The organism is Guptibacillus hwajinpoensis (genome assembly GCF_020171785.1).
GTDB lineage: Bacteria > Bacillota > Bacilli > Bacillales > Guptibacillaceae > Guptibacillus > Guptibacillus sedimenti.
In genome coordinates, this window is record NZ_JAIVAE010000006.1 from 11,912 (window position 1) to 34,228 (window position 22,317).

20 protein-coding genes are annotated in these 22,317 nt (G+C 43.3%); 17 read left to right on the forward strand and 3 right to left on the reverse strand.

Annotated elements, in window-relative coordinates; genetic code table 11:
* Positions 1 to 432 carry an acyl-CoA thioesterase gene (locus tag LCL91_RS09355; protein WP_224881923.1) on the reverse strand — a complete coding sequence of 144 codons (432 nt, stop codon included), beginning with the start codon at positions 430 to 432 and terminating at the stop codon, positions 1 to 3.
* A 169-nt stretch (positions 433 to 601) separates the two neighbouring features.
* Between LCL91_RS09355 and LCL91_RS09360 the strand changes: the two genes are divergently transcribed.
* Both LCL91_RS09360 and LCL91_RS09365 read left to right on the forward strand, forming a co-directional pair.
* Complete coding sequence (locus LCL91_RS09360) at positions 602 to 1,564, forward strand: 2-hydroxyacid dehydrogenase (RefSeq protein WP_224882342.1); 963 nt, start codon at positions 602 to 604, stop codon at positions 1,562 to 1,564.
* A 71-nt stretch (positions 1,565 to 1,635) separates the two neighbouring features.
* Complete coding sequence (locus LCL91_RS09365; RefSeq protein ID WP_369522947.1) at positions 1,636 to 2,343, forward strand: transposase; 708 nt, start codon at positions 1,636 to 1,638, stop codon at positions 2,341 to 2,343.
* 73 nt (positions 2,344 to 2,416) lie between these two features.
* Here the strand turns inward: LCL91_RS09365 and LCL91_RS09370 are convergent, their stop codons facing one another.
* Positions 2,417 to 2,893 carry a hypothetical protein gene (locus tag LCL91_RS09370; protein ID WP_224881925.1) on the reverse strand — a complete coding sequence of 159 codons (477 nt, stop codon included), beginning with the start codon at positions 2,891 to 2,893 and terminating at the stop codon, positions 2,417 to 2,419.
* 154 nt (positions 2,894 to 3,047) lie between these two features.
* Here LCL91_RS09370 and LCL91_RS09375 point away from each other — a divergent pair, with 154 nt between their 5' ends.
* Positions 3,048 to 4,007 (forward strand): ankyrin repeat domain-containing protein, encoded by a 960-nt coding sequence (locus LCL91_RS09375; RefSeq protein WP_224881927.1) that lies wholly within the window; start codon positions 3,048 to 3,050, stop codon positions 4,005 to 4,007.
* Positions 4,008 to 4,057: 50 nt separating this feature from the next.
* Here the strand turns inward: LCL91_RS09375 and LCL91_RS09380 are convergent, their stop codons facing one another.
* On the reverse strand, positions 4,058 to 4,951 hold the full coding sequence (locus LCL91_RS09380) for a glycerophosphodiester phosphodiesterase (RefSeq protein ID WP_224881929.1): 894 nt from the start codon (positions 4,949 to 4,951) through the stop codon (positions 4,058 to 4,060).
* A 376-nt stretch (positions 4,952 to 5,327) separates the two neighbouring features.
* On the opposite strand from LCL91_RS09380, the gene LCL91_RS09385 reads away from it, so the two are divergent.
* The 14 genes from LCL91_RS09385 (at position 5,328) to LCL91_RS09450 (ending at position 22,315) form a co-directional block, all read left to right on the forward strand.
* Positions 5,328 to 6,134, forward strand: coding sequence for a histidinol-phosphatase (locus LCL91_RS09385; RefSeq protein ID WP_224881930.1), 807 nt, complete (start codon positions 5,328 to 5,330; stop codon positions 6,132 to 6,134).
* Between the two features lie 154 nt (positions 6,135 to 6,288).
* Complete coding sequence (locus LCL91_RS09390) at positions 6,289 to 7,215, forward strand: nucleoside hydrolase (RefSeq protein ID WP_224881931.1); 927 nt, start codon at positions 6,289 to 6,291, stop codon at positions 7,213 to 7,215.
* 376 nt (positions 7,216 to 7,591) lie between these two features.
* Positions 7,592 to 9,271, forward strand: a complete 1,680-nt coding sequence (locus LCL91_RS09395) for a serine hydrolase domain-containing protein (protein ID WP_224881932.1) — start codon at positions 7,592 to 7,594, stop codon at positions 9,269 to 9,271.
* A 24-nt stretch (positions 9,272 to 9,295) separates the two neighbouring features.
* On the forward strand, positions 9,296 to 11,377 hold the full coding sequence (locus LCL91_RS09400) for a glycoside hydrolase family 3 N-terminal domain-containing protein (protein ID WP_425589672.1): 2,082 nt from the start codon (positions 9,296 to 9,298) through the stop codon (positions 11,375 to 11,377).
* A 66-nt stretch (positions 11,378 to 11,443) separates the two neighbouring features.
* Positions 11,444 to 12,715, forward strand: a complete 1,272-nt coding sequence (locus LCL91_RS09405) for an exo-beta-N-acetylmuramidase NamZ family protein (RefSeq protein ID WP_224881933.1) — start codon at positions 11,444 to 11,446, stop codon at positions 12,713 to 12,715.
* Positions 12,716 to 12,944: 229 nt separating this feature from the next.
* Positions 12,945 to 14,345 (forward strand): PTS transporter subunit EIIC, encoded by a 1,401-nt coding sequence (locus LCL91_RS09410; protein ID WP_224881934.1) that lies wholly within the window; start codon positions 12,945 to 12,947, stop codon positions 14,343 to 14,345.
* 22 nt (positions 14,346 to 14,367) lie between these two features.
* Entirely contained in the window at positions 14,368 to 15,423 is a 1,056-nt protein-coding gene (locus LCL91_RS09415) for a DUF871 domain-containing protein (protein WP_224882345.1), read from the forward strand.
* Between the two features lie 4 nt (positions 15,424 to 15,427).
* Positions 15,428 to 16,333: an N-acetylmuramic acid 6-phosphate etherase gene (murQ, locus tag LCL91_RS09420; RefSeq protein WP_224881936.1), complete on the forward strand. Its 906-nt coding sequence runs from the start codon at positions 15,428 to 15,430 to the stop codon at positions 16,331 to 16,333.
* A gap of 60 nt (positions 16,334 to 16,393) precedes the next feature.
* Positions 16,394 to 17,245 (forward strand): MurR/RpiR family transcriptional regulator, encoded by an 852-nt coding sequence (locus tag LCL91_RS09425; protein ID WP_224881937.1) that lies wholly within the window; start codon positions 16,394 to 16,396, stop codon positions 17,243 to 17,245.
* Positions 17,238 to 18,257 (forward strand): serine hydrolase domain-containing protein, encoded by a 1,020-nt coding sequence (locus tag LCL91_RS09430; RefSeq protein ID WP_224881938.1) that lies wholly within the window; start codon positions 17,238 to 17,240, stop codon positions 18,255 to 18,257. The genes LCL91_RS09425 and LCL91_RS09430 overlap by 8 nt, the downstream gene beginning before the upstream one ends.
* Before the next feature lie 16 nt (positions 18,258 to 18,273).
* Positions 18,274 to 19,554: an ABC transporter substrate-binding protein gene (locus LCL91_RS09435; RefSeq protein ID WP_224881939.1), complete on the forward strand. Its 1,281-nt coding sequence runs from the start codon at positions 18,274 to 18,276 to the stop codon at positions 19,552 to 19,554.
* Between the two features lie 12 nt (positions 19,555 to 19,566).
* Complete coding sequence (locus LCL91_RS09440; RefSeq protein WP_224881940.1) at positions 19,567 to 20,523, forward strand: carbohydrate ABC transporter permease; 957 nt, start codon at positions 19,567 to 19,569, stop codon at positions 20,521 to 20,523.
* Positions 20,524 to 20,535: 12 nt separating this feature from the next.
* Positions 20,536 to 21,360, forward strand: a complete 825-nt coding sequence (locus LCL91_RS09445; protein ID WP_098445157.1) for a carbohydrate ABC transporter permease — start codon at positions 20,536 to 20,538, stop codon at positions 21,358 to 21,360.
* The gene (locus LCL91_RS09450; protein ID WP_224881941.1) at positions 21,347 to 22,315 is read left to right on the forward strand and encodes an N-acetylglucosamine kinase; all 969 of its coding nucleotides are present in this window, start codon (positions 21,347 to 21,349) and stop codon (positions 22,313 to 22,315) included. The genes LCL91_RS09445 and LCL91_RS09450 overlap by 14 nt, the downstream gene beginning before the upstream one ends.
* The last annotated feature ends 2 nt before the right edge of the window (positions 22,316 to 22,317 follow it).

The window sequence follows — 22,317 nt, forward strand, 5'->3', positions numbered from 1 at the left end:
CTAATGTTCAATTAACTTTTCAAAGTGACTCAGTGCATCTTTAATTTGCTGAGGAATCAACTGCGCTTTACCACTTTTCATATCATAATTCACTTGTATGACTTCAGCTTTCACAAGGAGCTCATCATTTCGCATAATTGTATGACTCAGTTCAAAACTAGATTTCCCAAGCTTCGTAACGCGACAGAACACGTCAAGAACGTCATCTAACTTCGCCGGTTTTATGAACTCAAGGGTAATCTTTCTTAATACGGGATCAAATGAGTGATCGTCAGCAAGCTGTTGTAACCGGTCACCAAGAACATGTCGGAAATACTCGGTCGTAGCAATGTCGATGTAAGTGGAATAATGGGCATTAAAAACAATTTTTTGACCGTCAATCTCAGAATAGCGAACGCGGATAGGATACGAAAAATGCTCGTTTTGAGACATAATTCACCTCAAGTTCCTTTTTTCTTCATATTAACACAATATTCAGTTTATAAAGAGAGCATTATTACGAAATTTCCCGGGTAATGTCTCTATGTGGAAAAGGGATTTGGACTTTATTCGTGAAAAGTGTAGCATGGGGGAAAATAACAGCTGGGAGTGGAGAAAAGTGTTGAAACCTAAAGTCTATCTGACGCGAAAATTACCAGATGAAATTGTTAATAGTTTACGTCAAAATTGTGAGTTGAAGATGTGGGAATCTGAGGAAGAACCTGTACCTCCTGATGTTCTTGAGCAAGAAATCCAAGAGGCGGACGGACTTTTCTGTATGTTAACCGAAGAAATTGATCGCTCGCTTTTAGAAAAGGCATCTAAATTTAAAGTCGTAGCGAACATGGCAGTAGGTTATAACAATATCGACATTCAAGCAGCTAAAGAAAAGGGAGTTGTTGTGACAAATACACCGGGTGTGCTGACGGAAACGACAGCTGACTTAACCTTTGCTTTGCTGATGGCAACAGCTCGAAGAATTCCTGAAGCTTCCACCTATTTACGCGAAGGAAAATGGGAAGCCTGGACTCCCATGCAACTAACCGGTCAAGACATACACGGAGCAACGTTAGGAATCATTGGCATGGGAAGAATCGGAGAATCCGTGGCGAAAAGAGCCAAAGGATTCGATATGAATGTTCTTTATCACAACCGTCGTAGAAATCAAGAAGCTGAAGATAAGATGGGTCTTCAATTTGCTGAACTCAATCAGCTCTTAAAAGATTCTGATTTTGTTTGTGTCTTAACACCGTTAACCTCAGAGACGGAGAACTTAATTGGAGTGAAAGAACTTAGGATGATGAAAGAAACCGCTATTTTAATCAACACAGCAAGAGGGGGAATTGTTAACGAGGAAGCTCTTTATCATGCGCTTAAGGACGGCGATATTTGGGCTGCTGGTTTAGATGTTTTCGTAGAAGAGCCAGTATCACTCAATCATCCTCTTTTAAGTTTATCAAACGTAGTAACCCTGCCACATATCGGAAGTGCGAGTAGGAAAACAAGGCTTAAGATGGCAGAAGTAGCTATGATGAATCTATTGAAAGTGTTGAACGGAGAAAAGCCCCCTCATCAGGTTGAATGAGGGGCTGACTGCTGGGCGGCGGGTGAGTAGATGGTGCCTGTCACCGCCCGGTATTTGTCGAAGAGATTCCATTGACGGGTAAGCAAAGGAAGATTATTCTTGGAGAAAGAGTAGAAAAAAAGCAGAGGAGGAAGAACTTTGACGAAGCGTCTATGGGGCAAGGGGTCAGTCCATGCTCACCTAGCAACATACATGAGATGGTGAGAAAACCGAGGGTCTGGCTCCCAAATCATTTTTATCACATCGTAAGTCGAGGAAACCGAAAAGATCTTCTTTTTAAAGATGAGAGAGATTACCGCACGTTTTTGTATATCCTTCAGCAAGTCTTCGAAACACATCCATTTGAGTTAGCTTCTTATTGTTTAATGAATAATCACTATCATCTTCAACTCCGATCAAAAGAACAGCCGATTTCAAAAATTATGTCTCTTGTGAACAAGCGTTACGCAACCTATTTTAATGGAAGGTACGAGTTGACTGGTCACGTTTTTGAGAAACGTTATTTTGATGAGCCGCTTAACACCCCAGCGAATATGTTAGAAGTTAGTCGCTATATTCACCTCAATCCATTGAAAGCAAACCTCGTCTTACAACCAGCAGATTACCCATGGTCCAGTTATCGCTATTATGGGCTGAAAGTTCCTATGAAAAAACCTTATCTTAACGTACTTCCACTAATAGAGAGTTACCCAGGTACGCTTGAAGAAAAGAAAAAACAATACTGTGATTATGTGTCTGCACGAGAGGAACTCATCATGGCATTTCCCTTATCAAAATAAAGCAAAATCAAAAAAAAGATGCTTCGTCCAGCACCTTTTTCTTAAACAAACGTTTATTTAGTTAAATTCCTCGTTATTTATAGTCCCACAAAACTTTAAACTCTCCTTCTTCTTTAACGACGAACACTTCCTGAACGAGATCAAAATTACCGAACTGATTTTGAAAATGCTGGGTTACTTTTATCTTATAGACTTTTTTCATAATGACGCCGTTTACTCCCGATCGCCAGTTCTTTTTTGTCTTCACTTTTCCAACATCAAAAGTAAATGACGTGGCCCCAATATCCTGCGTGATCAGTTGGGAGCGTAATTGGCTGTATTGTTCATCTGAAAACCGGTTTTTGATCTCAGAGTGAAACAGGGACCAAGATTTCTTGAAATCACCACTTTGTTCATATAAATAAAACTCTTTTACAGTTGCTACAGCTTGTGATTTTGGTTGTTTCCAGATCCAAATACCGATGCTGCCACCGAGAAGCAGCAAGACGATTAAGCTAAAAATAATCTTTCCTGAACCTCCACGCTTCCTCCTCGTTTTAAAATATGACAACGTTTCGTCCTCCCTGAAGCTTGACTATTAAATTGTATGACAGGCGTAAGTTGTCCCATTCGAAGACATATTTCACTAAATTTTAATCCTTCCTCACAATGATTCACGATATAATGGTTTAGGAATTGACTTTTTAGACAGTTGGAGGGAAATAATGAAGCGAAAGTTACTTTGGATGCTCATGCTGATCGTGGTAGCGGCATGTTCTGAATTAAATCGAGATAACACGACGTCTGAATCACATAAAGAAGCTAGTGCAGAAAACCAAGGAGCAGACACCGACGTTCTTACGGAAGAAGACCAATTGTGGCAACTTCTCTATCAGAATCGTTCAGATGAAACGACATTAAAGGAGATGGAGGATCTTTTTCATGAGGGCGTTTCACCGAATACAGTAAATAATGATGGCGTATCACCAATTACTTACGCGGTCATGGAAGGAGACAGCAAGCTCGTCGAGTTCCTGCTTCTGAACGGGGTAGAAGTACATGATCACGAAGAATCGGATCACGATGGGGATGCTGAAGTAAATCATGAGAAAAATGAGAACCTTCTAGAAGTAGCAGTCGAACAAGGAAATAACGAAATTGTTGACTTGCTATTAAAAATGGGTGCTCATTTTGAAATCGGAAATGAGGAAATGTTAGTCAAAGCAGTAAAAGAAGAAAACATCGAACTCATCAAAATTTTATTACACAATGGTTATAATCCTAACCTAGAAATAGAAGTGGAAGGCGAGCATGATACTTTATTAACTTATTCCATCATTCAAGGAAATGAAGAAATAATTACGCTACTTCTTGATTCTGGAGCAAATCCAAACTTTACGGTTGAAAACAATGAGGAAAGTGCGCTGGCTATTGCAGTTACTGAAGAAAAGTCTACTGAACTAGTTTCCTTGCTATTAGGTAGAGGCGGCGATGCGAATACTCGTTACAATGGGAAGCCATTGCTGTTTGAAGCAATCAAACAAGACAACACTTCTCTTGTTGAAGCATTCCTCGTAGCTGGAGCGCTTCCTTCTTCTATTGAGGAAAGTGAAGAGGCATTTGGGTTAGCGGAAGAGAGCGATCACACTGCGGTGGCAGAGCTCCTTCAGCAATACGGATGGTGAATGTAAAAAGGGTCCTTGTTGGCAGTAACCAACGAGGACCTTTTTTTCGTTCATTTACCATGAAGTACATCATTCAAAACATCCGGATAGTTCGTAAACATTCCTGTAACGCCCCAGTCCAATAAACGCGTCATTTCTTCTTTGTCATTTACCGTATAAGGGTGGATAAGAAATCCTGCATTTCTTACTTTTTGGACGTAGGTTTCATCAATTTTTGAAGCAGACATGCCGACACCGACAGCGTATTTAGAGAGCTCTTGTAATTCATTCTCTGAAATCGTAGCAGGCTCTTTATATGAAATGAGCTGAATGAGGGGCAAGTTCGGATTCAGGTTATGCATTTTCATTAAACTCTCTTGACTGAATGATTGGATAAGCACTTTGCTAGATCGTTCATTAACACCTGTTAAATGATATTTGTTTAGAACGCGAAGTAATTCTTCTTCCATGCCAGGATAAACTTCGGATGATTTTGTTTCAATATAATAGCGAGCGCCTGTCCCAAAAGTTTGAATCACTTCTTCAAAAGTAGGTACTTGAATGCCTTCGTAAGTTGGATCAGCTTTCTCAGGATATTTTTCATTAAACCAGCTACCAGCATCTAACTCTTTTATCTGCTCCAGTGTATAGTCTTTCACAAGGCCTGTCCCGTTTGTGGTTCGATCAACTGACTCATCATGCATCGCGATAAGCGTTCCATCCTTTGTCATTTGAAGGTCTACTTCAATGTAGTCACCTTTCATTTCTTCACCAAGTTCATAAGATGGAATTGTGTGTTCAGGTGCATGTCCTGAAGCCCCTCTATGGGCAACGTTTAGTAGTTTGCTAGTGTTCATACTTGGTGTTTTTTCATTTCCACTCGCTGAGGCAGCCCCTGGCGAAAGTAAACTTCCAATCAGAGCCATACTCATTGTGAACGCTGCAATCTTCTTTTTCCGCTTCATTATCATCATCCTTTCAACATTTACTACAACTGATAGTATATTCATTGAGTGTAAACTCTGATTTACATAAAGCGGATATAGAAGAGAATCGGGTTATTGAAAATCCTTATTTCGAAGGAGAAATGTTCTTATAAATAAGAAAGAGGTCTCTTGATCGTTTCGAATCAAATCCGTATTTAGGAACTTATACCGATGGAATCTAGCAATACAAATAAGGACCTTTAACTTATAAAAGTTCATCATTTCTAAATATAGAGTGCCTGTCACCACCCGCTATTTGTCAGTTGATGTCGAGAGGAAAATAGTCTTATAGAGTAGAAGAACTATGATAGGATTATGATATAAATACTTACTATTATTTGGAAGGAGCAAAAGGATGAAATTTGATTACCATACGCATCATGAACGGTGCGGGCATGCGGAGGCTACGATTGAAGAGTACATAAAAGCAGCGATTCAAAATGATCTACAGATGATTGGCATATCGGATCATTCGCCGTTTTTTGCGAGTGAAAAGGATCGCGCATTGCCGCGTATCGCGATGGCAAAGAGCGAGTTTGCTTCTTATGTGGAGGAGGTACTGACTTTAAAAGAAAAGTATCGAGGGAAAATTGACGTTTTACTCGGTGTAGAATCCGATTTCTTTCAAGAGCATTACCCATTATATAAAAGCATTTATGACCAGTATCCATTTGATTACATTATCGGCTCCGTTCATTTTAGTAATGGAAACAACATCTTTGATAAAAGTCGATGGGAGAATTTAACCGAAGAAGATATTCTTAAGGAGAAAGAACATTATTACAAGTTAATTGTTGAGTCAGCTGAAAGCGGCGTTTTTGATATTTTAGCTCATATTGACGCGATGAAAGGCTTTTATCCTGATTTCACGAATGTGGAAACGCCTGAGGTAGAAAAAGCGATCAAGCGACTCGGTGAGCTCGAATCAACGATTGAAATTAACACATCTGGTAAGCATAAAGACTGCGGTGGCTGGTACCCGGCAAATGATATGCTTGAAATGGCGTGTCATTACGGTGTAGGTGTAACGTTTGGTTCAGACGCTCATTGGCCAGCACGAGTGGGAGAAGAGTTTGAAGAAGTTCGCGCAAAGCTCAAGGAGATTGGGTTTAAGAATTGGACGGTGTTTCGGGAACGTAAGAAGGAGTTTGTTGGGTTGTAGGGGGGAGCGTATGTCTCTCTGTACACTGAAAGACTTTTTAAACAAATCTCAAATCTAATAAACGCTTGAAATCAATAGAGTTCGAACCCTGACTCCCCTCCAAAGTTGGAGCCGATCAGGGTTCTTCCATTTTACCTAAAAGGAGCAATGCTTCATGAGCGAAAAAAGAAAAGTGATTTTAGACTGTGATCCGGGTCATGATGACGCAATATCAATTATTCTGGCCGCATCAAGTGATCGAATCCAGATAGAAGGCATTACAACGGTGGCAGGAAATGTTGAACTTGAGAAAACGACGCTGAATGCGTTAAAAGTGTGTGATTTGCTAGGGCTGGATGTACCTGTTGCACGTGGTGCCGAGCAACCGCTTGTAAAAGTGCGTGAATTTGCGCCCGATATTCACGGTGATTCGGGACTAGATGGACCTCAGCTACCTAAAGTGCCACAAAAAAAGGCGATTGATCAGCATGCGGTCGATTTTATCATAGAGCGTTTGTTGGCTTCGGATGGTGAGATTACGCTGGTTCCGACAGGTCCGCTCACAAATATCGCATTAGCTCTTCAAAAAGAACCGGCGATCGTTGAAAAAATTCAAGAAATTGTTCTGATGGGCGGGGGTACGTTTGGGAATTGGACGCCTACGGCTGAGTTTAATATTTACGTTGATGCAGAGGCGGCGGAACTGGTCTTTAACAGCGGCGTTCCCGTTACCATGTTTGGGCTTGATGTAACGCACCAGGCGATCACCACCCCAGCTATACTTGAACAAATCGCTTCAATTGGTAGTCCTATTTCTGAATTTGTTGGAGAACTTCTTGCTTATTTCACCAAAACCTATAAAGATGTTTTTGGTTTTGAAGGGGCCCCGATTCATGATGCGTGCACGATTGCGTATTTAATCGATGAATCGATTTTTGAATTCGAGACGGTTCGTGTGGATATTGAGACGAAGGGAGAATTTACATACGGCACCACCTGCGTGGACCTACTGCATGTAACGGGAAGAGAGCCCAATGTGAAATTTACGCGTGGTATTGATCAGGAGAGGTTTTGGGGGTTGTTGCTTAGTGCGTTGAATTGAAAGAGGTTATTTATAGGGGGTCAGGTACGTCACCGGTGACGTACCTGGCCCCCTATAAAGACAAAATCACATAAAAGTCTCTCCTCGAAGGACTGAAAAAACCGCAAGTGCCTGTCACCACCCGAATTCTCTCAAATTTTGAAATAAAGCTACAAAACGAACTTAAATTAATTGTTACAATACTTCAAATTCATTCCAATGACCTATGCGGAATGGTCTATAAATGACGCTGTTTTTTGGTAATCCATGACTTAAGTGGTATAGACGACTATAAAGGAAGAGGGTACGATTTGAATAGAATATTCTGAATGTTAGTTCATTTGGAAAGGGAGGAGTCATTCATTTAGCTGTATTCAACTAATAAGAGGAGGGCACTATGAGAAGAAAAACGCTGTCGCTGCTTCTAACTACGGCACTTGGAACGTCACTTTTAGCCCCTGGATCAGGATTAGCTGCACCCGGTCCGACAATCGAAAAAGAGGGAAAGGTTAACATGCATCAATCGAGAAAAGCTCACCCCGCTTTTTCTTGGGATAACCCGGGACCAACCTCTCCTGTTCTTCATCCTGGCTCATACAAAGGAGCAGGAATGCGTGAAGAACCGCTCCAAAAGATTGACGGTTTACTGCAAAGCGCCATTGAGGATCAAGTAATGCCTGGCGCTGTTGCTTTTGTTGCAAGAAGAGGACAGATCGTGAAGGAAGAAGCGTACGGATATTCGGCTCAATACACAGATGGCGACTTTACTGAAATGGACAATCCGATTCCAATGAGCGAGAATACCATTTTTGATCTTGCTTCTATTAGTAAGCTCTTCACAACGACGGCGGCGATGACGCTCTATGAGGATGGGGCATTTCAGTTAGATGACCCTGTTGCCAAGTACATTCCTGAATTTGCGGCAAATGGAAAAGAAAACGTGACGATTGAACAGCTCATGACCCACACCTCTGGATTTAAACCGTGGATTCCTCTTTACACAATCGGAGAAGATCGAGACAATCGCTTAGAGTATGTCTTTCAATACCCACTTCAATCAGCGCCAGGAACAGACTATACATACAGCGACCTGAACATGATTACGCTTGGTGCTTTGATTGAGAGGCTCTCAGGTATGCGTCTCGATGAGTATGTAAAGCAGGAAATCACAGAGCCGCTTGGCATGGACGATACGATGTATAACCCGCCTGCTGAATTAAAAGAACGAATCGCCGCAACCGAATACCAGCCGTGGACAAATCGTGGACTCGTTTGGGGCGAGGTGCATGATGAAAGCGCCTGGTCACTTGACGGAGTAGCTGGTCATGCCGGTGTATTTTCAACGGCATCGGACCTCGCGAAATTTGCACATATGTATTTGATGGAAGGACGCTACGGCGGAACGCGGATTCTAGAGCCGGCAACTGTCAAACTTTTAACGGAGAACCGGATTCCAGAGTTCCCTGGAGACGATCATGGACTTGGCTGGGAGCTTCAGCAGGGCTGGTTTATGGATGCTTTATCTGAAAGCACGACGCTCGGGCATACCGGGTATACTGGAACGTCGATCGTTGTGAGCCCAACAAATCAAACGATTGCGATTCTGTTAACGAACCGCGTGCATCCAACGCGCGAAACAGTTTCAACGTCACCAACGAGACGAGCATTTGCGAGACAAGTAGCGGATGCGATTCCAGTTGCGATGGATAAAAAAGCAGATCCGTGGTTTGCAGGATATGGCAATAACGAGTCCAAACAGTTAACGGCTGAAGTTGATGTGGACGAAGCAACGACACTTTCGTTTGATACGTGGTATCAAATGGAGGAAGGCTATGATACAGGAACAGTTGAGGTTACAGAGGATGGCGAGAAATGGACAGAGGTAGCGTCGCTAACTGGCGCAAGCGAAAGTTGGGAAAGAGAAGAAGTTACGATTCCAGCGAATACGACACAAGTTCGCTTTACTTATCATACAGACGGATCAACGAATAAGCGCGGCTGGTACGTTGATGATGCCAAACTTGATCAACAGAAAATCTCGTTCACAAGCAATGAATGGGTGAAGCGAGCTTATTAATTTTCAACAAACAGGAGGGATAAAATGAAAGCACGAAAAATCGCGGTGGGGATATTGGCGTTTGTGATGATGTTTTCACAAATGTGGCTGCCAAAGGCTAGTGCAGAAGGTGCGCCACAAATCATTTTAATGGAAAACGTTCCTGAAGTAAGCGCAGAGTTTGAGGGAGATACCATCACCCTTCATCCACTCCATATTTATGAAGACGGACATTTTATGAAAACAGAGCAAAATCTTACATGGAAGTCATCGAATAAAAATGTTGCGAAAGTAGATGAGGATGGGGAGGTTACGTTAACAGGTAAGCGTGGCCGCACATTCATTAGCGTTTCTGATGGCGAAAGCAGCGATCGCATTGCGATTGATTACAAAGTGAATAAAGCGGATAAAAAATCGTCTTCTCCAGTGATCGTTAAGCAAAAAGGAAAGAAGTATAACCTGATTGATAATGCGATTGCGGGCATGACGATGGAAGAAAAAGTTGGTCAAATGCTCATGCCAGATTACCGAAACTGGAATGGTGAAAATGTCACTGAGATGCTTCCGGAAATCGAAGCACAGATCAAACAGTATCATCTTGGCGGCGTGATTTTATTTCGTGAGAACGTGGTGACTACTGAACAAACAACGAAGCTAGTCGCTGAATATCAAGAGGCTTCTGAAAAATACGGCATGCTGATGACGATTGACCAAGAAGGCGGCATCGTTACGCGTCTTCAGTCGGGAACCGACATGCCTGGGAACATGGCGCTTGGCGCAACGCGTTCACCAGAGCTTTCGGAAAAAGTCGGTCATGCGATTGGAGAAGAGCTAGCTTCTCTTGGAATCAATATGAACTTTGCACCTGATATGGATGTGAACAACAATCCCGATAACCCTGTTATTGGCGTTCGTTCATTTGGAGAAGATCCGGAGCTTGTTGCTGATCTCGGGATTGCTTATACAAAAGGACTTCAAGAAACTGGCGTAGCGGCAACGGCAAAGCATTTCCCTGGTCACGGTGATACAGCCGTAGACTCTCACCTCGGCCTGCCTGAAGTTCCTTATGACAAAGATCGCCTTATGGAAGTAGAGCTTTATCCGTTCCAAAAGGCGATGGAAGCTGGGATCGACGCGATCATGACCGCTCACGTGACGTTTCCGAAAATTGATGATACGAAAGTAATTTCAAAAAAAGATGGAACGGAAATTTCGCTTCCTGCCACGCTCTCTCACAAAGTGTTAACCGAATTAATGCGCGATGAGATGGGATATGAAGGCGTCATTACAACCGATGCAATGAACATGGGCGCGATTCAAGATCACTTCGGATCTGTCGATGCAGCAATCCGCGCCGTGAAAGCAGGAACGGATATTGTCTTGATGCCTGTTGGTCTTCCGGAAGTAGCAGAAGGATTATATGAAGCAGTAGAATCAGGTGATATTCCTGAGGAGCGCATTGAAGCGTCCGTTGAACGCATTTTAACGTTAAAAGTGAACAGAGGGATTATCAAGTCTGAGCATCCTATTGATGTAGAAGACCAAATTCAAGAAGCGCTTCAAACCGTTGGATCAGGCGAGCATAAAGCGGTTGAGAAAGAAGCTGCCGACAAGTCGATCACACTTGTGAAAAATGAGGATGTTTTACCGCTTGATGCAAACAGTGATGATCACGTAGTCGTGGTTGGGAGAAGTTTTGTGTCTACGCTAGGTGACGCTGTAAAAGCACAGCATGAGAATACGACAGTCATTGAAGCGAATTCCAGCTACACGTTAACGGATGAACAGCGTGAAACGATTGTTTCCGCTGATCAAATTATTGTAGGAACGTACACGTATAGCGTAGGAACGCGTTCACCTGAGCATCCGCAAATGCTGATGGTTAACGCCATCATGAATGAAGCAGATGCACCGGTTATTGCTGTTGGGATTCGGAATCCATATGACATTATGGCGTATCCGGATGTTGACAGTTACCTCACACAGTATGGTTTTAGAACAGCGAGTTTTGAAGCGACAGCTGCTACTATTTTTGGTGAAAATGCACCAACAGGTAAGCTCCCGATCACGATTCCAGGGGAAACAGGCGGCATCCTTTACGACTTTGGACACGGATTAACGTACTAACACTGATGATCGGGGAGAGGCGCTCCTTCTTTCCGATCTTTTAAAAAATGGGGAGGCGTTCGGAATATGAAAAAGTGGTTGGTTATGGTTGTGACAGTGATGCTTGTTCTATCCTCTTTGTCAGTCGCGCTTGCGGATAACAATGGAAAAGGAAATGCGTATGGTCATGATAAAAATAAGAAGAAATTCGAGCTTGGTGTGGAAGTGCTCCTTGAAGATCAGAAAGAATTAATCGAAGGTAAAAGCGTTGGCCTCATTACAAATCCAACGGGTGTTGATCAAGAGCTTAACAGTATCGTAGATTTATTACACAATGACGCTGATGTTGATTTGAAAGCGCTCTATGGTCCAGAGCACGGCGTGCGTGGAAGTGCACAGGCGGGAGAATACGTGGAGTATTATATTGATGAAGAAACAGGTCTTCCTGTTTATAGTCTGTACGGCGATACGAAAAAACCAACGCCTGAAATGCTAGAAGGCATCGATGTGCTTCTATTTGATATTCAAGACGTTGGAACGCGATTCTACACGTATATTTACACGATGGCTTATGCCATGGAAGCTGCAGCTGAAAATGACATTGAATTTATCGTATTGGACCGACCGAATCCTCTTGGTGGTGAAGCGGTAGAAGGCCCTGTACTTAATGATGAGTACTCTTCTTTCGTTGGAAAATATGAAATTCCACTTCGCCACGGTATGACGGTAGGAGAGCTCGCCCAACTTTTTAATGAAGAATTTGAAATAGGTGCTAATTTGACTGTTGTTGAAATGGATAAGTGGAAGCGGGACATGTACTATGATGACACGCCTCTCGAATGGGTGCTTCCATCGCCAAATATGCCAACGCTTGATACAGCACTCGTCTATCCAGGTGCCGCTTTAATTGAAGGAACGAATGTCTCAGAAGGTCGCGGAACGACAAAGCCATTTGAATTAATTGGCGCACCTTTTATTAACGCAACGGAACTAGCCAATGAATTGAACGATCTTGAGCTTCCAGGCGTTGATTTTCGAGCGGCTTCCTTTACGCCTTCGTTCTCGAAGCACGCTGGGAAGTTAACACACGGCGTTCAAATTCATGTAACCGATAAAGAAGCATTTGAACCAGTTACAACAGGCCTTAGTCTAGTGAAAACCATACATGATCTATACCCAGAGGACTTCGAATTCCGTGCAGAAAACAGCGCTGGGGTTTCGTTCTTTGATCTTCTCGTAGGAAACGGTTGGATTCGAGAAGCGATTGAAAATGGCGAAAGCGTCGAAGAAATGCAGCAGCAGTGGGAAGAAGATCTTGAAAGTTTTAAAGAAGTAAGAGAAGAATACTTGCTTTACTAAGGGTTTAAACGCACTCGTGAATGGCGAGTGCTTTTTTATGTAATAAAACTTCACAAAAACACTTACATTATTAAATAAAACTTGTTAAACTTAAATTATTAGAAAATTCAATACAAACATACTAAGAGGGGAGGATTACGCACGCCTTAGGGGGCAGTTATCTGATTACATAGCTGAAGAAGGATATGAAGACGTGTCATGAAATCATCAGAAGAAATGGGGAAAGCTTGTGAGAAAAGAAGAACGGTTAGCTAGTGAGATTTTACCTCTTCTCGGTGGGCCATCGAATATTCAATCATTAACAAGTTGTATGACGAGGCTTCGCGTAACACCTATTGATTCGTCAAAAGTAGCGCTCCAACAGTTAAAAGAAATTGACGGGGTACTCGGCGTTGTCGAAGCTGAAACGGTTCAGGTGATTTTAGGACCAGGCATTGTGACGAAGGTAGCAGAAGAAGTTTCTAAGATGAGTGGCGTCGAAGCTGAGGATTTGGATGATAATGAAGACATTTTTGAAGGACTTGCAGCTCAAACGAAATCAGATTTGAAGCAAAAAAACGCTACGCCTTTCAAATTGTTCTTAAGAAAAATAGCCAGCATCTTTATTCCGCTTATTCCAGCGATCGTAGCCTCAGGGTTAATTGCCGGAATTACGAACATCGTCATTCGATCAGGTGTCGATCCTGAAACGTCAATCGTATCGATACTTAATTTCATTGGTTGGGGACTCTTTGGTTATCTTGGTATTTTCGTTGGGATTAACGCTGCTAAGGAATTTGGTGGAACCCCTGCACTAGGTGGAATTGCAGGTATCCTGATCATTAACCCGGCCCTTGCGGATATTACGCTCTTTGGTGAACAGCTCGTTCCTGGTCGTGGTGGTTTAGTCGGTGTCATGCTCGCTGCCTTTTTCATGGCCTGGACAGAGCGTCGCGTGCGTCGCTTCGTTCCTTCTTCTCTTGATATTATCGTAACGCCAACGATTTCGGTGTTAATTACAGGGTTTGCGACGTTAATCGTGCTTCAGCCGATCGGCGGATTCGTTTCAGATTTGATTACACAAGGACTATTAGGATTAATTGACGCTGGAGGTATTTTCTCAGGATTGATTCTTGCAGGAACGTTCCTACCGCTTGTCGTAACGGGGCTCCATCAGGGACTAACGCCCGTTCATATGGAATTAATTAACACGATTGGTGATGATCCACTGCTTCCGATTCTTGCAATGGGAGGCGCCGGTCAAGTTGGAGCAGCCTTCGCAATTTATTTTAAAACAAAAAATAAGAAGCTTAGAAAAGTCATTAAAGCTGGATTACCAGTTGGGATTTTAGGTATCGGAGAGCCACTAATATTTGGGGTGACATTGCCACTTGGCCGACCGTTCGTCACAGCATGTCTCGGTGCAGCGATCGGAGGCGCTTTTGCCGCATTCTTTAAAGTCGCAACCATCGCAATTGGCGTATCCGGCTTGCCGCTCATTTTTCTTGTGAATTCAAATCAAATTCTGTACTACATCATTTCCCTTGTCGTGGCGTACTTCTTTGGCTTTGTCTTCACGTATCTGTTCGGATTTAAAGAAGAAATGACGGTTGCGATTGATAAAGGAGTCTCAAAGACGACAGCTGCATAGAGGAGGTACCAAGGTGCTCGGAATGTCTATCTATCTAGGAAGTGATGGTGATATGGAACGGAAGTTAGAAAAAGCGCAGTCTTTCGGAGTGAAGGTGCTTTTCACTTCCTTACATATACCAGAAGACGATCACACGATCTATCAAACTCGTTTAAAAGAGCTTGGTCGTTTGGCAAAAAAATTTAAGATGGAGTTAGTGGCGGACATCTCGCCTCACTCCATCACCTTTTTAGGAATTGAGAACTTTGAAGATTTACTAGAGTGGGGATTGAGTGGAATTCGGCCTGATTACGGGTATACTGATGACTTAATCGTTTCACTGTCTCAAAAGATGAAAGTTGGTCTTAATGCGAGCACCGTAACAAGAGAAGACATCAAGCGGTGGGTTGAATTAGGTGCAAACACACAGAATCTCGAAGCATGGCATAACTATTACCCACGTCCTGAAACGGGACTTGATGAGGAATTCTTTTCTGAGAGAAATCGATTATTTAAAGAATACGGCATCCAAACGATGGCATTCATTCCTGGAGATGGACAGCTGAGAGGACCTATTTATGCGGGCTTACCAACACTTGAGAAACATCGCCACGTCCCACCGCACATCGCCTGCGCTGATCTTCTCTATCACTATAATGTGGACCACGTGCTGGTTGGGGATATTTCGATTAGCGACAATCAGTTTCGTAAACTATCACTTCTTTCAGAGGGCGTGATTCCACTTGAAGTGGAGAATTCAAATGCACAGTTTGATAGATACCACGTCGCAGGTCGTCATGAAAATCGACCTGATCAAGCTCGAGATGTGATTCGTTCCGCGACTTCCAGACGTTTTCATGATCGTCCTGAGCCCATGATTTCAATGGAACGAAAATATGGGGCGGTGACGATTGATAACGTGAACTATGGCCGCTATGCCGGCGAAATCCAGCTAACAAAACGTGATCTTCCGTCAGATGATCGAGTGAATGTAATTGGAAATGTAACAACAACTGATTTGCCGCTCTTACAATGGATCGGGGCGTCGCAGCCCTTTGACTTACGTTTGAAAAATGATGCTACAGATGAAAGGAATTAATGAAATGAATTTAACAAACATCCAGACTGAACGAAGAAACCAAAACACACTCAAGATTGATCAAATGACAACGTATGAAATTCTTCACGTGATAAATCAAGAAGATCATGTGATACCAGGAGCCGTTAAAGCATCGTTGCCTATCATTGATCAACTCGTTGATCAAATTGTGGAGGCTTTTCAGAAGGACGGTCGCTTAATTTACGTTGGGGCAGGAACGAGTGGCAGGCTCGGTGTTCTTGACGCATCAGAATGTCCACCTACGTTCGGCACCCCATCTGAAAAGGTGATCGGCGTCATTGCAGGAGGAGATCAGGCGCTTCAATATGCTCTTGAAGGAGCAGAAGACGATGAAGAACAGGGCGTAGAGGATATGAGGAAGCTTAACCTTACTTCAAACGATGTGGTTGTTGGTATTGCCGCAAGTGGAAGAACGCCTTATACAGTAGCAGCCATGGCGTACGCGAAAACAGTAGGTGCTACGGTTGGTGCGGTAACTTGTAGTCGCCATTCGAAAATGGAGGAAGTGGCCCATTACAGTATCGTTGCGGATGTAGGGCCGGAAGTTGTAACAGGATCAACGCGTATGAAAGCGGGAACGGCTCAGAAGCTTGTCCTGAACATGCTGACTACCGCTTCCATGATCAAAATTGGAAAGGTTTACAGCAATTTGATGGTCGATGTTGTGCCAACGAACCGGAAACTCGTGCAGCGCGGGAAGAACATTGTCGCTGAAATTGCTGGGGTATCGGTCGAAGAGGCTGAAAAATCGCTAGAAAAATATGGATCAACGAAGGCAGCGATTTTATCCTTACTAACTGGATTAACAGGTGAAGCGGTTCACGCTACGTTAGATAGGTATGACGGTCACTTAAGAAAAGCAATTGAATCTGCTGTTGTGCCGAGCTAGGCTAAGAGGATATGCTAAAATGAAATGATTGAAAATTTATAAGATAAAGGTGGGCTAGTTATGAACGGTGGCCTGATCAGTCTTCAGGAATCAATCACTTCATTAAAACCTTCAGAACGAAAAGTGGCGGAATACATTATTCATTACCCAGAAGAAGTGATCAATCTCTCAATCCAGAAGCTCTCAAAACGAACAGAAGTAAGCGAAGCGACGATCATCCGTCTGGCTCGTACGCTAAATTACAAAGGATTTCAAGAACTGAAGCTTCGGATTGCAGGGGATCTTGCGACAAAGCAAACGAGTAAATCTTATCAAGAAATTTCGATTGATGGTACAGTGGATTCATTTATTGAAAATGTCTCAAACAACAACATTCAATCAATCAATGATACGATCTCGGTTCTTTCAAAAGAGGAAGTGGAGAAAGCGATCGCTGCCCTTAGTCAGGCGCGCAAAATTGCCCTGTTTGGCATTGGAGCATCTGGCTTAATTGCTCAGGATTTTAAACAAAAGCTTTCTCGCATCAATCGCTGGTGTGAAGCGGCCGTCGATTATGATACACAAGGTACGATTAGCGCGAATCTCGAGGAGCAGGATGTTGTTTTTGGTATCTCCTACTCAGGTCAAACGAACGATATCATTGAATCGCTTAAAATCGCAAAGGATAACGGCGCCACCGTTATAACATTAACCAAGTACGGCACGAACCCAGTATCAGATCTTGCTGATATTAAGCTGTTCACAAGCTCTCTTGAGAAAAGCATTCGAAGCGGCGCGATGAGCTCCCGTATTTCTCAGCTTAATGTAATTGATATTTTATACGTAGGCATGACAAGCCGAAACTACGAGGAAAGCGTAGCGGCACTTGAACGCACGCGAAAAGCGGTGGAGGTTGCGAAAAAGCATGGTTGAAATTGACGCCTATCTCCGCGATCTTATTGTCAAAAAGGAGCTCCCTAGCGCTGTTCTTCACGTTCAACAGAAAGGGAGCACCGTTTTCCATCGTGCATACGGTGGATTTATTGATTCAAACCATCAACCCCACACCATGAAAATATCAACACGGTTTGACATTGCCTCCTTAACAAAAGTAATGGCCACCCTTCCGTCGATCCTATGGCTTGTTGACAACACATCTGTTGAACTCGATCACACGATTCAAACCTACATCCCAGAATTCGTACACCAAGAGATTACGATTCGTCAGGCGCTTACCCATACGACAGGACTTCCAGCCGACCTTACGCCACCTGTACAACGTTTCGAGACACGTGATGTTTTTAACGAAGTGGTGAATGCTGAACTTATTTCTAAGCCTGGAACAGTTGTAAAGTATAGCGATCTTGGCATGATTTTACTAGGAATGGTCATTGAAAAGATAACTGGCCGGCCGATTTCCGCTTTTACAAAGAAGGTTCTCTATAAACCGTTGGGGTTAACACAGACTAGCTTTCATCCAGATCAACCGCTGCAAGTCGCTTCAACAGAGTGGACGAAAGAGAGCTATCTACAAGGAGAAGTACATGATGAAAAAGCGCTCCATCTTGGCGGCGCGAGCGGAAGTGCTGGTCTCTTTTCTACTGCGAGTGATGTTGGCAATTTTGGATCTTATTTTCTTTATCCAGAAACGCAAACGGTGCTATCACATGAATTGATCAGAAAGACTCGGAATCACGTTGCTGAAAACCGCGGCATGGGGTTTGAAGTGTGGAGCGGGAAAGGCACTACTTTATCATGCGGAAGGGGGTGGTCAGCAGGAAGCTTCGGCCATACGGGATTTACGGGAACGAGTTTATGGATTGATCCGCAGAAAGAGCTGATTGTTACGTTTTTAACGAATGTTGTTCAGTATGGAAGGAAGCACAATATGAAACACATTCGTCCTAATCTTCATTCTTTGATTCACGCTCATTTTACTAACTAAACGAGGGGGAAAAGTAATGAATAGAATGAAAGCGTTTACTTTAACTGGTTTTTTAGCATTTATTTTAGTTTTATCCGCATGTAGCTCTGAAAGTGGTGGCAATTCAGGAGATTCTGAAGCGAGTGAAGACAGCGTCACGCTAACGATTGGCAGCTGGCGAACAGAAGATAAAGCAAGTTATCAAAAAATCATCGATAAATTTAATGAAGAAAACCCGGACATTAACGTTGAGTTTAAACCTTCCAAAAACACGGAGTATAACACGATTTTAAACACAGCCCTTCAAAGTGGGGAAGGACCTGATATCATTCACCTACGTCCTTATACACCTGGGATCGAACTTGCGGATGCAGGATACTTGGAGCCGCTTGATGATTTAGAAGGCCTCGATCAATATCCAGAAGAAACGCTATCCGCTTCAAAAGGATCGGATGATAAGCAATATGGTGTACCGCTTAATATGAGCACGACCCAAATGTTTTACAACAAAAAAATGTTTGAAGAAATGGGCCTTGAAGAACCACAAACGTGGGATGAGTTCATGGCGCTAAATGAAAAAATTAAGAAAGAAGGTACGACACCGATCGCCCTTGGTACAAAAGAAGGCTGGCTGTTGTCGTTATCACATGGCATCATTGGACCTGCTCACTATGGTGGCAATGAATTCGTCGATCAGATTACAGCAGGCGAAACCGATTTTACAAGCGACGAATTTCAAAGCTCGATTGACGCAATGGATGAGCTAAAACAGTTTTTCCCTGATAACTATGAAGGACTTGGGATGGAAGATATTCGCACGATGTTCTTTACAGGTGACGCAGCGATGTTCCCGCTAGGAAGCTGGGAAATTGAAGTGCTACGTGAAATGAATCCTGACCTTGAACTCGGTTTCTTCCCGATTCCGTCTGCTGTTGGAAAAGAGCCGACGATTACAACATGGGTGGATGGCTCCTATGCGATCAATGCGAGTTCTGAGCATAAAGATGCCGCAAAGAAATTTCTTCAGTTTATGACAACGGAAGAGTTTGGCACGATGTTCACAGAAGAATTTAAAATGATCAGCGCGATTCCAGGGATTGAGTCTGAGGATGAGCTTGTGAATGCGCTCGGAAAAGCAGCAGAAGAGCAGTCGACACCTTACATGATGCTTGTTCACTTTGCTGGTGGAAATCCGTCCACGAAAGCGACAATTGAAACAGAGCTACAAGGCATGTACCTTGGTGAACGCACACCGGAGGAAGTAGCGAAAACGGTTCAGGAAAGCGCGCAGTCATGGTATGAGCCACTACAGAAATAAGGGGCGGAGAGTATGAAACCAGCTACGAATTCAAATTCAGTCGTCAAAATGAAGAAGGAGAGGAACTGGAAAAGGTGGACCATCCACCTTTTTCCTATTCCTGCTCTTCTCATCTATGGGCTATTTATTGTTTATCCACTATTTGCCGCATTAACGTACAGCTTTTTTGATTGGAAAGGGATTGTGCGCGGAGAGTTTGTCGGCTTAAAGAATTTCAAGGATCTCTTTACACTTGAGCCTTTTTCAGGACTTTTCTGGAATGCTTTTGGCCACAACATTCTTTATTTCGTGCTACAGATGATTTTTCAAAACGGTCTTGCTTTTATTCTGGCTTATATTATCTATAAAAAGGTAAAAGGGTCGGAATTTCTTAAAATTGCTTACTTCCTGCCACGACTGTTATCCGTTATTGTTGTCGGATTCTTATGGAAGCTGATTTTAAATCCAAACTACGGTGCACTAAATGTCATTCTTGAGAAGATCGGTTTGGAACAGCTCCAAAAAGCGTGGCTTGGTGATCCAGATACAGCTCTTATTTCGATCATTCTCGTTAACTGCTGGTACGGCATCGGGTTCGGTGTGCTCATTTTTCTTGCTGGTCTTCAGTCGATTCCAAAGGAATTGTTTGAAGCAGGTAAGCTCGATGGCGCAGATGGCCTTTCGATGATCCGAAAAATTGTTCTACCGTTAATGGTTCCTTCGTTCATGATTATGACAGTCCTTACGTTTATTCAGTCGTTCGAGGCATTCGAACTTGTCTATGCGATGCAAGGATCGCAGGGAGAACCTTATCATTCGACGGATACGCTTGCGATTTACTTCTATCGCCTCGCATTCGGCGGCTCCGCAGGTGGATCAACGACGGCAGTCGGATTAGGATCCGCACTGGCGGTTGTGCTCTTTCTCTTTATCTCATTTTTTACCGCACTTTATTTACGCTACATGCAGAAAAAACAAGTGGACATGTAAGGAGGCGAACTGATGAACCATACGATCTGGACGAGACCGTTTTACTATGTATTTGCTTTTCTGATCGCGTCAATCAGCATCTATCCGATTTTATTAATGATCCTTTCGTCTTTCAAAACGAGCGCGGAGATTTTCACAAGTCCACTCTCCTTGCCGAAGACGTTCAACCTTGATACGTACCGGAACTTACTTGAAATGATTCCGTTTACGACGTATTTTATGAACAGCGTTTTTGTGAGTGTTGTATCTGTGTTATTAATTCTGATCACATCTTCACTCGCTGCTTTCTATATTGCACGCTTCACATTCGTCTGGAATAACATTATTTTCTTTTTTTTCCTGATGGGGATGATGCTTCCGATTAAACTTGGCATCGTGCCGTTGTTTATTTTAATGAAAGATTTGAATCTATTAAACTCCTTATGGTCGCTGATTTTTATGTATGTGGCAACGGGGATACCTCTGTCAATTCTGATTTTGACCGGATTCTTCCGAACGATGCCGCGCGAGCTTGAAGAAGCGGCACGAATTGATGGAGCTGGAAACCTGCGTATTTTATGGAATGTTGTTCTTCCCTTAATGCGTCCAGCGCTTGGAACGGTTATGATTATTCAGTTTATCCAATCGTGGAATGATTTCTTTTTCCCGCTCATTTTTATTACGGATGATCTGAAAAAGACGATTCCGGTTGGCATGCTTTCACTTTTCGGTGAATACTCTGCAGACTGGGGGGCGCTTTTTGCAGGACTAACGTTAGCTTCACTGCCGATGATTGTGCTTTTCTTCATCGCATCGAAACAATTTATGGAAGGACTGACTCAGGGTGCCATTAAATAAAAAAGTGTATATGGGGATAGACGGCGGTGGCACGAAGACGGTTGGCCTCATTTGTAATCAGGATGGGGTCATTCTCTCAAAGAGTATAGTCGGATCCACGAATGTGAAATCGCGCCCGGAAGTTGAAGTTCGAGCGGCGATTCATCAGGTAACGACGGAATTAATGTCAGGTGTAAAAGAGAGAGAGCTTTGTAGTGTTTTTGTCTCCACAGCGGGTGGTGATCGTGAAGTAGATCAGCTGCGCTGGAAAAAGTGGGTGTTAGAGGTCCTGCCAGGATATAAAGGAGGACTCGAGGTTCGGAACGATGCCTACGGTGCGTTAGCAAGTGGAACCTTTTCCATGGAAGGAACAGTTGTGATCGCTGGAACGGGTTCGATTGCTTATGCTTTAGATCCGGATGGCTCAAGACGAGCGGGTGGTTGGGGTTATTTGTTTGGAGATGAAGGCAGCGGCTATGATATTGGACAGCATGCGCTTCGCACTGTTGCGATGATGCATGATGGAAGATTAATCGTAGATAAAGCCTTTTGTGACGAACTTCTTTCCTTCTTGAAGTTAACCAGTGTTACCGAGATGATTACGGCGATTTATGAGGATCCATATGCGCGTATGAAAATCGCTTCTGTGGCTGAAGTGGTGATCGCCCTAGCGGAAAAGCGAAATCCGACAGCTTTGGGTCTCGTTCAGCATGCGTATCAAAAGTTGAGCGAGTTAATTAATGCGATTGAGGTGCGGAGCGGTAGGCTTGTCGTTTGTGGAGGATTGATGCAATCGTCTTTTTTCCAGGATGGGCTTGTTAAGGAAGTAAGGAAAAGCGGTATTAGCAATGTGTTTTTCCCGACTTTATCACCAGCGGTAGGCGCATGTATTTGTGCCTTGATTGTGAATGGGCAGCCGATTACCGAAGAACGAAAATCAAATCTTATGTCGTCTTATCACGTCATGAGCGGATAACG

Excerpts from the sequence above, each read along its gene's own strand:
- LCL91_RS09400 (WP_425589672.1), top strand. The coding sequence starts at position 9,296 with ATGAAAGCACGAAAAATCGCGGTGGGGATATTGGCGTTTGTGATGATG.
- LCL91_RS09395 (WP_224881932.1), top strand. The coding sequence starts at position 7,592 with ATGAGAAGAAAAACGCTGTCGCTGCTTCTAACTACGGCACTTGGAACG.
- LCL91_RS09445 (WP_098445157.1), top strand. The coding sequence starts at position 20,536 with ATGAACCATACGATCTGGACGAGACCGTTTTACTATGTATTTGCTTTT.
- LCL91_RS09375 (WP_224881927.1), top strand. The coding sequence starts at position 3,048 with ATGAAGCGAAAGTTACTTTGGATGCTCATGCTGATCGTGGTAGCGGCA.
- LCL91_RS09405 (WP_224881933.1), top strand. The coding sequence starts at position 11,444 with ATGAAAAAGTGGTTGGTTATGGTTGTGACAGTGATGCTTGTTCTATCC.
- murQ (WP_224881936.1), top strand. The coding sequence starts at position 15,428 with ATGAATTTAACAAACATCCAGACTGAACGAAGAAACCAAAACACACTC.
- LCL91_RS09415 (WP_224882345.1), top strand. The coding sequence starts at position 14,368 with ATGTCTATCTATCTAGGAAGTGATGGTGATATGGAACGGAAGTTAGAA.
- LCL91_RS09440 (WP_224881940.1), top strand. The coding sequence starts at position 19,567 with ATGAAACCAGCTACGAATTCAAATTCAGTCGTCAAAATGAAGAAGGAG.
- LCL91_RS09385 (WP_224881930.1), top strand. The coding sequence starts at position 5,328 with ATGAAATTTGATTACCATACGCATCATGAACGGTGCGGGCATGCGGAG.
- LCL91_RS09390 (WP_224881931.1), top strand. The coding sequence starts at position 6,289 with ATGAGCGAAAAAAGAAAAGTGATTTTAGACTGTGATCCGGGTCATGAT.
- LCL91_RS09380 (WP_224881929.1), bottom strand. The coding sequence starts at position 4,951 with ATGAAGCGGAAAAAGAAGATTGCAGCGTTCACAATGAGTATGGCTCTG.
- LCL91_RS09355 (WP_224881923.1), bottom strand. The coding sequence starts at position 432 with ATGTCTCAAAACGAGCATTTTTCGTATCCTATCCGCGTTCGCTATTCT.
- LCL91_RS09430 (WP_224881938.1), top strand. The coding sequence starts at position 17,238 with ATGGTTGAAATTGACGCCTATCTCCGCGATCTTATTGTCAAAAAGGAG.
- LCL91_RS09435 (WP_224881939.1), top strand. The coding sequence starts at position 18,274 with ATGAATAGAATGAAAGCGTTTACTTTAACTGGTTTTTTAGCATTTATT.
- LCL91_RS09425 (WP_224881937.1), top strand. The coding sequence starts at position 16,394 with ATGAACGGTGGCCTGATCAGTCTTCAGGAATCAATCACTTCATTAAAA.